The sequence below is a fragment of the Fuscovulum blasticum DSM 2131 genome (assembly GCF_003034965.1).
GTDB lineage: Bacteria > Pseudomonadota > Alphaproteobacteria > Rhodobacterales > Rhodobacteraceae > Pseudogemmobacter > Pseudogemmobacter blasticus.
Genome location: NZ_PZKE01000033.1, coordinates 1 through 10,727 on the forward strand (window position 1 = coordinate 1; position 10,727 = coordinate 10,727).

Annotated in this window: 12 protein-coding genes; 7 read left to right on the forward strand and 5 right to left on the reverse strand. The window is 66.4% G+C overall.

The genetic code is table 11. From position 1 onward, the window contains the following. Positions 1-42 precede the first annotated feature (42 nt). From C5F44_RS17085 to C5F44_RS17110, 6 genes are all read left to right on the forward strand, one after another. Complete coding sequence (locus C5F44_RS17085; protein ID WP_107674795.1) at positions 43-927, forward strand: 5-bromo-4-chloroindolyl phosphate hydrolysis family protein; 885 nt, start codon at positions 43-45, stop codon at positions 925-927. A 30-nt stretch (positions 928-957) separates the two neighbouring features. Beyond that, complete coding sequence (locus tag C5F44_RS17090) at positions 958-2,142, forward strand: toxic anion resistance protein (RefSeq protein WP_107674797.1); 1,185 nt, start codon at positions 958-960, stop codon at positions 2,140-2,142. 44 nt (positions 2,143-2,186) lie between these two features. Next, complete coding sequence (locus C5F44_RS17095) at positions 2,187-3,113, forward strand: DUF2927 domain-containing protein (protein ID WP_235822664.1); 927 nt, start codon at positions 2,187-2,189, stop codon at positions 3,111-3,113. A 33-nt stretch (positions 3,114-3,146) separates the two neighbouring features. Further along, positions 3,147-4,244: an SPFH domain-containing protein gene (locus C5F44_RS17100; RefSeq protein WP_107674799.1), complete on the forward strand. Its 1,098-nt coding sequence runs from the start codon at positions 3,147-3,149 to the stop codon at positions 4,242-4,244. Between the two features lie 3 nt (positions 4,245-4,247). After that, complete coding sequence (locus tag C5F44_RS17105) at positions 4,248-5,387, forward strand: TFIIB-type zinc ribbon-containing protein (protein ID WP_107674801.1); 1,140 nt, start codon at positions 4,248-4,250, stop codon at positions 5,385-5,387. A 188-nt stretch (positions 5,388-5,575) separates the two neighbouring features. Then, positions 5,576-5,785, forward strand: a complete 210-nt coding sequence (locus C5F44_RS17110; protein WP_107674803.1) for a glycine zipper 2TM domain-containing protein — start codon at positions 5,576-5,578, stop codon at positions 5,783-5,785. Between the two features lie 153 nt (positions 5,786-5,938). On the opposite strand, the gene C5F44_RS17115 is transcribed toward C5F44_RS17110, so the two are convergent. Both C5F44_RS17115 and lepA read right to left on the reverse strand, forming a co-directional pair. Beyond that, a complete protein-coding gene (locus C5F44_RS17115) occupies positions 5,939-6,334 on the reverse strand; it encodes a hypothetical protein (RefSeq protein ID WP_235822665.1) in 396 nt (131 codons plus the stop codon). Between the two features lie 125 nt (positions 6,335-6,459). Continuing rightward, complete coding sequence (gene lepA / locus C5F44_RS17120; protein ID WP_107674807.1) at positions 6,460-8,259, reverse strand: translation elongation factor 4; 1,800 nt, start codon at positions 8,257-8,259, stop codon at positions 6,460-6,462. A gap of 390 nt (positions 8,260-8,649) precedes the next feature. Between lepA and C5F44_RS17125 the strand changes: the two genes are divergently transcribed. Next, on the forward strand, positions 8,650-8,964 hold the full coding sequence (locus tag C5F44_RS17125) for a hypothetical protein (RefSeq protein ID WP_107674809.1): 315 nt from the start codon (positions 8,650-8,652) through the stop codon (positions 8,962-8,964). Here the strand turns inward: C5F44_RS17125 and C5F44_RS17130 are convergent. From C5F44_RS17130 to C5F44_RS17140, 3 genes are all read right to left on the reverse strand, one after another. Continuing rightward, positions 8,949-9,425: a low molecular weight protein-tyrosine-phosphatase gene (locus C5F44_RS17130; RefSeq protein WP_107674811.1), complete on the reverse strand. Its 477-nt coding sequence runs from the start codon at positions 9,423-9,425 to the stop codon at positions 8,949-8,951. The two genes, C5F44_RS17125 and C5F44_RS17130, sit on opposite strands and share 16 nt — an antisense overlap. Continuing rightward, entirely contained in the window at positions 9,422-10,099 is a 678-nt protein-coding gene (locus tag C5F44_RS17135; RefSeq protein ID WP_107674813.1) for a pyridoxamine 5'-phosphate oxidase family protein, read from the reverse strand. The genes C5F44_RS17130 and C5F44_RS17135 overlap by 4 nt, the downstream gene beginning before the upstream one ends. A 102-nt stretch (positions 10,100-10,201) precedes the next feature. Continuing rightward, complete coding sequence (locus tag C5F44_RS17140; protein WP_181318316.1) at positions 10,202-10,699, reverse strand: copper chaperone PCu(A)C; 498 nt, start codon at positions 10,697-10,699, stop codon at positions 10,202-10,204. Positions 10,700-10,727: the final 28 nt, after the last annotated feature.

A 10,727-nucleotide genomic window follows, 5' to 3' on the forward strand; every position in this document is an offset into this window, starting at 1 on the left:
GGTGGCCCTGGTGCTTTACGTTGCCGGGTCCGGGGGGATGTGATGGCCCAGCGTTATGGCGGCCCCCATTCCCCGCAAGGCAGCCGTATCCCCGGCACACCCCCTGCCCCGGTCCAGGTGGCCCCGCCCGATCTGCGGGTTGCGGGGCAATGGCGGGCGCGGGTGGTGTTCCTGTCGGCCTTCGCCTTCCTGTTCCCGGCCTTCGGGGATGCGCCGGGGGACATGATCCTTGGGCTTGCCGCCGGGGGGCTGCTGATCCTGTCGGCCTGGCTGGCGCGCGAAGGCCTGCGCGCCCGCGCCGCCTGGACCGCGCGCAAGGTGGCCCGCCGCCAGGCCTTTCCGCGTCTGCTGGCCAGTGCCGTCACCTGCGGCGCGGCGCTGTTCGCGGGGGGCTATATCGCGCATGGTCTTTCGGCCTATCCGGTGCTGTATGCCCTGCTGGGGGCCGGGCTGATGCTGGGCGCCTTCGGGCTGGACCCGATGTCGGACAAGGGGATGGAGGGAATCGACCCGTTCCAGACCGACCGCGTGGCCCGCGCCGTGGACGAGGCCGAGAAACGCCTGACCGAGATGAAGGATGCCATCCTGCGCGCCGGCGACCGCAGCCTTGAGGCGCGGGTGGACCGTTTCGCCGCCAGCGCCCGCAGCCTGTTCCGCCGCGTCGAATCCGACCCGCGCGATCTGACCGCCGCGCGCAAGTATCTGTCGGTCTATCTGGCCGGGGCGCGGGACGCGACGGCCAAGTTTGCCGATCTCTGGGCGCAGAGCCGTGACCAGAAGGCCCGGGCCGACTGGGACGCGCTGCTGACCGATCTTGAAACCACCTTTGCCGAACGCTCGCAGGCCCTGCTGGAAAACGGCCGCACCGATCTGGATATCGAGATCGCCGTGCTGCGTGACCGGCTGAAGGCCGATACCCGTATCTAGTACCGTCCGACACCCCACAGGAGGGATGCCATGACCACCGAAACCATCCGCACCGAAGCCCAGGCCCTGTTGACCGAAGTCGACAAGATTTCGGCGGTGATCTTGCCCGAACCCAGCACCGAGCTTGTCACCCTGGATGCGGCCACGCCCGACAAGGCCGCCGCCATCCACAAGCGGATGAACGAGCTGGACCTGTCGAACACGCAGTCGATCATCTCGTTCGGGTCTTCGGCGCAGGCCGAGCTTCAGGTCATCAGCCAGGAAATGCTGCAGGACGTGAAGAACAAGGATGTCGGCCCGGCGGGCGATTCCCTGCGCCAGATCGTGACCACGATCCGCGGCTTTTCCGGCGAAGAGCTGGACGTGAACCGCAAGCAAAGCTGGTGGGAATGGCTGACCGGCCAGGCCGCGCCGCTGGCCGAATTCGTGGCCCACTACGAAGAGGTGCAAAGCCAGATCGACCGCATCACGGAAGAGCTGCTGAGCCATGAGACCAAGCTCTTGAAGGACATCAAGTCACTGGATGTGCTGTATGCCAAGACGCTGGCCTTCTATGACGAGCTTGCGCTGTACATCGCCGCGGGCGAGGCCAAGCTGGCCGAGGTCGATGCCAAGGACATTCCCGCCAAGGAAGCCGCCATCGCCGCAGCGCCCGAGGCTGACAAGCTGATCCGGTCGCAGGAACTGCGCGACCTGCGCGCCGCGCGCGACGATCTGGAGCGCCGCGTGCATGACCTGCGGCTGACCCGTCAGGTGACCATGCAGTCGCTGCCGTCGATCCGGCTGGTGCAGGAAAACGACAAGTCGCTGGTGACCAAGATCAACTCGACCCTCGTGAACACCGTGCCGCTGTGGGAAACCCAGCTTGCGCAGGCGGTGACGATCCAGCGGTCGAAGGAAGCCGCCGAAGCGGTGCGCGAGGCCAGCGACCTGACCAACGAACTGCTGGAAGCCAATGCCAAGAACCTGCAGGATGCCAACCGCACCGTGCGCGAGGAGATGGAACGCGGCGTCTTCGACATCGAGACGGTGAAGAAGGCCAACGAGACGCTGATCGCCACCATCGAGGAAAGCCTGCGGATTGCCGATGAAGGCAAGGCCCGCCGGGCCGCGGCGCAGGAAGAGCTGGTCAAGATGGAAACCGACCTGCGCGAGACGCTGGCCGCGGCCCGCGCCCGGCAACTGTCTTCGCCCGCGACCGGACCGGCGGCGTAAGGAGCATGATGCAGCCGGCACGCCTTTTCCTTCGGTCCCGGGCCATGGCCGGCGTCAGCCTGTTTGCGGCGGCGCTGGCGGCCTGCGTGCCGGTCGCCCCGACAGGCCCGACGGCTTCGTCGCCCCGCCCCCGCCCCGCCGCGGCGCCACGTCCGGCCGAAACGCCGAAAAGCGCCGCCGCGCGGGCCTATTATGCGCAGTTGCAGGCCTCGCTGCTGCAACAGGGCCTGCTGCGCACCGATGGCGGCGGCGCGGACACGCCGTTCAACGACCGGATGCTGGCCGAGAATTTCCTGCGCATTGCCCTTTATGATGAATATTCCCGCTCGGGCGGCGGCGGTTTCGTGCGCAGCGAATCCGCCTCGGTCGTGCGCCGCTGGCAGATTCCGGTGCGCGTTTCGGTCAGCTTCGGGGCCAGCGTGCCCGATGACCGCCGCGCCACCGACCGCGCCCGCATCTCTTCCTATCTGTCGCGGCTGGCGCGGCTGACCAACCACCCGATCAGCCTGGTGGACAGCGGCGCCAACTTCACCATCCACATCGTTTCAGAGGATGAGCGCGAGGCGCTTGGCCCGACGCTGGCCGCCCAGTTACCCGGCCTGTCGCCGCGCGACATCGCCGATGTCACCGGGATGCCGCGATCGACCTATTGCCTGGTCTATGCGCTGTCCGAGGGCAATTCCGGCGCCTATACCCGCGCCGTGGCGGTGGTGCGGGCCGAACACCCCGACCTGCTGCGCCAGTCCTGCTTCCATGAGGAAATTGCCCAAGGGCTGGGGCTGGCCAATGACAGCCCCGCCGCGCGGCCCTCGATCTTCAACGATGACGAGGAATTCGCCCTGCTGACCCGGCAGGACGAGCTGATGCTGAAGATGCTGTACGATCCCGCGCTGCGCCCCGGCATGACACTGGCCGAGGCGCGGCCCATCGTCTTCTCGCTTGCCAGCCGCCTTCTGGGCGGTGAATCTTGATCCGGCATTGATCCGGTCTGCAGGAGTTTTTCCATGGTCTTCGACTTTCTCAAGGGCGAGTTCATTGATGTCATCTCGTGGCTGGATGACACGCGCGACACCATGGTCTGGCGGTTTGACCGGCGCGGGCAGGCCATCAAATACGGCGCCAAGCTGACGGTGCGCGAAGGCCAGGCGGCGGTGTTCATCCATGAAGGCCAGTTGGCCGATGTGTTCGGCCCCGGCCTTTACATGCTGGAAACCAACAACCTGCCGATCCTGACCACGCTGCAGCACTGGGACCACGGCTTCCAGTCGCCGTTCAAGTCCGAGGTCTATTTCGTCTCGACCACGCGGTTCAACGATCAGAAATGGGGCACCAAGAACCCGATCATGGCGCGCGACCCGGAATTCGGCCCGGTCCGCCTGCGCGCCTTCGGCACCTATTCGATGCGCGTCAGCGATCCCGGCAAGTTCATGACCGAGATTGTCGGCACCGATGGCGAGTTCACCTCGGACGAGATCAGCTTCCAGATCCGCAACATCATCGTGCAGGCGGCCAGCCAGGTGCTGGCCTCGTCGCAGATCCCGGTGCTGGACATGGCGGCGAACCTGGAACAGCTTGGCAAGATCATTGCCGACCGCATCGGACCCAAGGTCGATGATTACGGCCTGTCCATCCCGGAATTCTACATCGAGAACATCAGCCTGCCGGAAGAGGTGGAAAAGGTGCTGGACAAGCGCACCTCGATGGGCGTGGCGGGCGATCTGAACAAGTACATGCAGTTCAACGCGGCGGAAGGCATGGCCCAGCCGGGCGGCCTTGGCAGCATGGTGGGCGCCGGAATGGCCGCCGGCATGGGGCTTGGCATGGGGCAGGCCATCGGGCCCTGGGGTGCGGCGCCTTCGGCGGCCGGGCAGACCCCGCCGCCCCCGCCGCCGCCCATGGCCGGGCGCCAGTGGCACCTGGCGGTGAACGGCCAGACCAGCGGCCCGTTCAGCGAGGCAGACCTGGCCGCCCGCGCCGCCGCCGGTGGGCTGACCGGGGCCACGCTGGTGTGGACGGCGGGACAGGATGGGTGGAAACCCGCCGCCGAAACCGACCTGGCCCGCCTTCTGTCGCAGGTTCCCCCGCCGCCGCCCTCCCCCTGACCCATGCCGCCCGTGACCGAACACCGCTGGCCCTGTGACCAGTGCGGCGCGCAGTTGCGCTTTGCACCGGGGCAGACCAGTCTGATCTGCGATCACTGCGGCCATGTGCAGGCCATTCCGCAGGCGGGCGAACGCAAGCGCGCCCGCGCGCTGGCGGAACATGACCTTGCCGCCGGCCTGCGCGACGATCTGCCGGTGTCGGCCATCGAGACGGTGCAGACCAGCACCTGCACCTCTTGCGGGGCGCGGATCGAATTCAGCGGCGCCACCCATGCCACCGAATGTCCGTTCTGCGCCTCGCCCGTGGTGGTGGACAGCGGCGGTGCGCGGCTGATCAAGCCGCAGGCGCTGGTGCCCTTTGTCCTGACCGAGGACGAGGCCCGCAAGGCGATGATCGCCTGGATGGGCAGCCTGTGGTTCGCGCCGTCCACCCTGCTGGAATATGCCCGCAAGGGCCGGCGGATGAACGGCATCTATGTGCCGTTCTGGACCTTCGACGCCGCGACCCGCTCCAGCTATACCGGGATGCGGGGCGATGCCTATTACGAGACCCAGACCGTCACCGTGCGGGTGAACGGCCGCAACGAGACCCGCACCGAACAGGTGCGCAAGATCCGCTGGTATCCGGCCTCGGGCCGGGTGGCGCGCGATTTCGACGATGTGCTGGTGCTGGGATCGGCCAGCCTGCCGCGCCGGCTGGGCAATGAGCTGACGCCCTGGGATCTGGGCCGGCTGGAACCCTATTCCCCCGATTACCTGGCCGGGTTCAGCGCCGAGGGTTATACCATCGCGCTGGCCGATGCCGATGCCCAGTCAAAGGCCGTGATGGCGCAGGTGATCGAGCAGGACGTGCGCCGCGACATCGGCGGGGATGAACAGCGGATCACCTCGGTCGATACCGATTTCTCGGACGAGACGTTCAAGCATATTCTGCTGCCGGTCTGGATGGCGGCCTACAAATACAACGGCAAGAGCTATCGCTTCCTTGTCAACGGCCAGACGGGCGAGGTGCAGGGCGAACGGCCCTGGTCGGTGTGGAAGATCGGCTTCGCGGTGCTGCTGGGGGCGGCCATCGTGCTGGGGGCGATCTATCTGAACGATCCGTCCATTCTTGGCCTGCCCCACCCCGACTGGATGAACTGACGCGGCGGAGGGCCGCCGAAGGGGCGCCTCGGGGCCTGATCTGCCCCGGACCGGCGGAGATCCGCAGAAACAGCCCGCGCGAGGACGGGGATTTCCGCGCAACCGCGGGTGGCACTGACCTGCGGCAGTGCACGGCCGGGGTCTTGTGGGGCAGGCTGGGGCATCACCCTTATGACCCGGAGGCCACCATGACCGCCCGTTCCCTTGCCCTGATTGCCCTGCTGCCGCTGGCCCTGTCGGCCTGCCTGCGCACCGACGGCGAACGCGCCCTTGCCGGCGCCGCCGGCGGCGCGGTGATCGGCAGCGCCACCGGAGGCAGCCCCGTCACCGGCGCCGTGATCGGCGGCGCGGCGGGGTATTTCTGCCGCGACCTGAACGTGCCGGGATGCAGGAACTGAGGCCCGAAAGAACATTGCAGCGCGGCTCGCGGGGGCGAGCCGCGCTGCTGCCGCATAGATGAGTCAGCGACCCCTTGAGAGTGCAGCGCTTTATGTCAGCCTGACATCGCAGGGCGACAAGCAAAGGTCGCGGAGATCAACGTATGCCCGACATTAGCTGCACGTCGGCGGAACACCCTTTGCAACGATCGCCTGCCAATCTGCGCCAAGTTGCTGACGTGCGGACAGGGCGTTGCGCGCTTCGCTGGATTGATCGGGGATCATCTTCACGACCATACCCTGAGCGTAATTGGTATTGAATCCGGTGAATATATCACCCTGCATACCCATATCGCTTTGATCGCCAAGAATGATGAATTTGTCTCCACCCTTTCGAATGACCTCAATAGCGGCGGCTTTGAAGGCAACATTCCTTGCCCCACTCGGCCCACAAGCGGGCGCAGCATGCGTCTGCACTTTAAAGGTGTCATTGGACATTGGCTGAACATCTGTTGTCGCGCATGCTGCCAGCATCCCGAACACCAGGCCAAAAGGTACATATTTAATCAAGATTTCCCACTCCTCATCCTAAAGGCGATCAATTCGCCTTTGAGCAGAGTGGAGAAGACATCAGATTCGGGCAATAAAGCGCCGAAAAAACGGCGCTCTATATTCGGGGCGACACAAGAGAAAAGTCACCCATCCATCTTCAACGCCGAAATAAACGCCGTCTGCGGGATTTCCACTTTCCCGAACTGGCGCATCCGCTTCTTGCCCTCTTTCTGCTTGTCCAGCAGCTTCCGTTTCCGCGTCGCGTCGCCGCCGTAGCACTTGGCGGTCACGTCCTTGCGCATGGCGGAAATGGTTTCGCGGGCGATCACCTTGGCGCCGATGGCGGCCTGGATCGGGATCTGGAACATGTGGCGGGGGATCAGCTCTTTCAGCTTTTCGCACATCATGCGGCCGCGGGCCTCGGCCCGGTCGCGGTGGACCAGCATCGACAGCGCATCCACCGGCTCGGCGTTGACCAGGATCGACATCTTCACAAGGTTGTCCTCGCGATAGCCGGTCAGGTGGTAGTCGAAGCTGGCATAGCCCTTGGTCACCGATTTCAGCCGGTCGTAGAAGTCGAACACCACCTCGTTCAGCGGCAGGTCGTATTCCACCATGGCGCGGTTGCCGGCATAGGTCAGGTTCAACTGGATGCCGCGGCGGTCCTGGCAGAGTTTCAGGATGTCGCCCAGGTATTCGTCGGGGACCATGATCGTCGCCTTGATCCGCGGCTCCTCGATATGGTCGATGTAGGTCACATCGGGCATGTCGGCGGGGTTGTGCAGGTCAATGACCGAGCCGTCCTTCATGTGCAGGTGATAGACGACCGAGGGCGCGGTGGTGATCAGGTCAAGGTCGAACTCGCGCTCAAGCCGTTCGCGGACGACTTCCAGGTGCAGAAGGCCCAGGAAGCCGCAGCGGAAGCCGAAGCCAAGCGCGGCCGAGGTTTCCATCTCGTAGCTGAAGGAGGCGTCGTTCAGCGCCAGTTTCTCGATTGCGTCGCGCAGCGATTCGAAATCGGCCGCGTCCACCGGGAACAGGCCGCAGAACACCACCGGCTGCGCCGGCTTGAAGCCCGGCAGCGCCTCGGCGCAGGGTTTGCGTTCATGGGTGATGGTGTCGCCGACGCGGGTGTCGCGGACCTGCTTGATCGAGGCGGTGAACACCCCGATCTCGCCCGGGCCCAGTTCGGCGATGTCGGTCATCTTGGGGGTCAGCACGGCCAGCCGGTCGATGCCGTAGCGCGCGCCGGTCTGCATCATCTTGATCTGGTCGCCCTTGCGGATGACGCCATCCATGACACGGATCATCACCACGACGCCCAGGTAGGGGTCATACCAGCTATCGACCAGCATCGCCTTCAGGGGGGCGTCGCGGTCGCCCTTCGGGGCGGGCAGGCGGGTGACGATGGCCTCAAGCACATCGGGGATGCCAAGGCCGGTTTTCGCGGAAATCGGGATGGCATCGCTGGCGTCCAGACCGATCACGTCCTCGATGTTGGCCTTCACGCGGTCGGGGTCGGCGGCGGGCAGGTCGATCTTGTTCAGCACGGGCACGATCTCATGCCCGGCATCCAGCGCCTGATAGACGTTGGCCAGCGTCTGCGCCTCAACCCCCTGCGAGGCGTCAACCACCAGAAGCGAGCCTTCGACGGCGCGCATGGAGCGGCTGACCTCATAGGCGAAGTCGACGTGGCCGGGGGTGTCGATCAGGTTCAGCACATAGGTCTTGCCGTCGCGCGCGGGGTAGTCGATGCGGACGGTGTTGGCCTTGATGGTGATGCCCCGCTCCCGCTCGATGTCCATGCTGTCCAGCAACTGGGCCTTCATGTCGCGGTCGGCGACAGTGCCCGTCGACTGGATCAGCCGGTCGGCAAGGGTGGATTTGCCGTGGTCGATATGCGCCACGATCGAGAAATTGCGGATGAGGGACAGGTCGGTCATGGGGCCGGGATATAGCGGTTAGCGGTGAGGCCGGGAAGGGGCTTTCCCGCACGCGCCGCCGGGGCAAATCCGGGTGACGGGCGCCGGATCGGGCGGCCGGGCGGCGGCACGGACGGGCCGTCCGAATCAGCGGGCAGGTTGCGGCCGGTTCCGGCCCCGAGTCGGCGGTTCGGGGCGGCAGATCGGGGGGCGCCCCATGGGGACCGGACCGCCGCCCCTGCCCCAGCATCTGGTGGCGCGGGGGCGGAGGACTTCCAAACCTTGCGGAAATCGGCGCGCGGTTGCCGAGCTGCGCCGCAGCATTGAAAAAACTGCTGAAAAACGGCATGATCGGCGGCAGAAAATGACCGACGGCAGAGGGAAACCCTGGTTTCGGCAATGAGGCAGAAAATGAAGAAATCTCTCGTTCTGGCTGGCCTTTGCGCCGCCGCCTTTCCCGTGTTTTCCTCGATGGCATCGGCCGGGCCGATCGAAAGTGCCTGCCTGCGGTCGGGGCGCGATGCCGCCAGCCGCGCGCTGTGCGGCTGCATCCAGGAAGTGGCCGACATGACGCTGAAGGGCAACGACCAGCGTCGCGCCGCCAAGTTCTTCCGCAACCCCGATCAGGCGCATGAGGTCTGGGTGTCGCAACGCCCGGCCGATGACGAGTTCTGGGACCGCTACAAGAACTTTGGCGCCATGGCCGAGGCCTATTGCGCCCAGTGACCCTGTGATCCGGCCTGCAGCGCGCGGATCAGCCCGCGGCAGCCGGATTCCACCAGATCAATCGTGCGGTCGAATTCGCCCGTATACCAGGGGTCCGGCACATCGGTCAGGCCGGTTTCGGGCGCATGGTCCAGAAACAGCCGCGGCGGGGTGCCCTGCCCCTGCGCCAGCGCCCGCAAGTCAGCCAGATTGCGGCTGTCCATCGCCAGGATCAGATCGAAGCGGGTGAAATCGGCCCGCGTCACCTGCCGCGCCCGCAGCGCCGACAGGTCATAGCCCCGCTTGCGCGCGGCCAGAACGGCGGGCGGATGCGGCGGTTCACCCGAATGCCAGCCGCCGGTGCCGGCGCTATCCACCGTCAGGGCCAGGCCCGCCTGGCCGGCCATGTGACGCAGCACGGCTTCGGCCGTGGGCGACCGGCAGATGTTTCCCAGACAGACGAACAGGACCGAACGGGTCATCGCGGCCCCTCGCCGAAGCGCCAGCGGGCCACGCCTTCGGGCAGGGCGATGCCGGGGGCCAGATCGGGCGCGGCGACCGGCGTCGATGTCGCCAGCGCGACCGGGATCAGCCCCGCCCAGACCGGCCAGCCCCGGTCTTCGTCGGGATCGGTGCCGCCGGGGGGCGCGGCGGCGATCTTGGCCGAGGCCTCGGTCAGCGGCAGCGACAGAAGGCCGGTCGCCTTGACCTCTTGTTCGGTCATCGGGCGCAGGGTTTCCCAACGGCCGGGGAACAGGCTGTCCACCATGGTTTTCAGATGCGCGCGTTTCGCGGCGGGGTCGGTCACGGCTTCGGCCTGGCCGAAAACCATGACCGAGCGGTGGTTGACCGAATGTTCAAAGGCCGACCGCGCCAGCACCATGGCGTCGGTCAGGCTGACGGTGACGCAGACCTGCATCCCGGCCCCCGCCCGCAGGCTGCGCGAGGCCGAGGAGCCGTGCCAGTAGATCCTGTCGCCTTCGCGCCATTGCAGGGTGGGAATGACCACGGGCGCCCCGTCGATGACATAGCCGACATGGGCGACGGGCATCGCGTCCAGGATGGCGTTGATGGCGGCGCGGTCATAGGCCGCCTTTTCGGGCAGCCGGCGCAGGCGGGTGCGGGCAGAGGGGGCGGCAGAGGCGGGCCTGGACATCGGGCGTTTTCCCTTGGGGATGGATCGCCGCACCCTGCCCGCCGGGGCGGGGCGGGGTCAAGCGGCGGCAGGCCCGGGCAGGCCCGCCGCCGCGCCGGGGCGTCAGCCGCCCGAGGGGGCGCCGTGGGTCATGTCCATGCCGCCTTCGGCGGGCTTGCGGTCATTGTCCACCGGCACATCGACCGTGATCTCGGCCCCGGATTCGAAGACCAGCGTCAGCGGGAAGCTGTCGCCCTGTTTCAGTTCGCGGGTCAGGCCCATCAGCATGACATGATCGGCGCCGCGCTTCAGTTCGTGGGTGCCGCCGGCGGGAACGGGGAAGCCATCCTTCACCTCGACCATGGACATCACGCCTTCGGCGTTCATCACATGGGTGTGCAGTTCCACCCGTTGCGCCACATCGGCGCTGGCGCCGACAAGGCGGTCATCGGTGGTGCCCATGTTGTGCAGCATGAAGAAGGCCGCGCCCGAGGCGCCGATGCCTCCCATGGTGCGGGCATAGGGGTCCATGACGTGAATCTGGGCGTCTTCGGCGCGCAGCGGCGCGGACAGCGACAGGACGACCGCAGCAGCGGTCAGGAACAGGCGACGCGAAAGCATCTCGTTACTCCGTTGAGAATGGAAAATC

Excerpts from the sequence above, each read along its gene's own strand:
- C5F44_RS17140 (WP_181318316.1), bottom strand. The coding sequence starts at position 10,699 with ATGCTTTCGCGTCGCCTGTTCCTGACCGCTGCTGCGGTCGTCCTGTCG.
- C5F44_RS17090 (WP_107674797.1), top strand. The coding sequence starts at position 958 with ATGACCACCGAAACCATCCGCACCGAAGCCCAGGCCCTGTTGACCGAA.
- C5F44_RS17100 (WP_107674799.1), top strand. The coding sequence starts at position 3,147 with ATGGTCTTCGACTTTCTCAAGGGCGAGTTCATTGATGTCATCTCGTGG.
- C5F44_RS17105 (WP_107674801.1), top strand. The coding sequence starts at position 4,248 with ATGCCGCCCGTGACCGAACACCGCTGGCCCTGTGACCAGTGCGGCGCG.
- C5F44_RS17125 (WP_107674809.1), top strand. The coding sequence starts at position 8,650 with ATGAAGAAATCTCTCGTTCTGGCTGGCCTTTGCGCCGCCGCCTTTCCC.
- C5F44_RS17110 (WP_107674803.1), top strand. The coding sequence starts at position 5,576 with ATGACCGCCCGTTCCCTTGCCCTGATTGCCCTGCTGCCGCTGGCCCTG.
- C5F44_RS17095 (WP_235822664.1), top strand. The coding sequence starts at position 2,187 with ATGGCCGGCGTCAGCCTGTTTGCGGCGGCGCTGGCGGCCTGCGTGCCG.
- C5F44_RS17130 (WP_107674811.1), bottom strand. The coding sequence starts at position 9,425 with ATGACCCGTTCGGTCCTGTTCGTCTGTCTGGGAAACATCTGCCGGTCG.
- lepA (WP_107674807.1), bottom strand. The coding sequence starts at position 8,259 with ATGACCGACCTGTCCCTCATCCGCAATTTCTCGATCGTGGCGCATATC.
- C5F44_RS17135 (WP_107674813.1), bottom strand. The coding sequence starts at position 10,099 with ATGTCCAGGCCCGCCTCTGCCGCCCCCTCTGCCCGCACCCGCCTGCGC.
- C5F44_RS17085 (WP_107674795.1), top strand. The coding sequence starts at position 43 with ATGGCCCAGCGTTATGGCGGCCCCCATTCCCCGCAAGGCAGCCGTATC.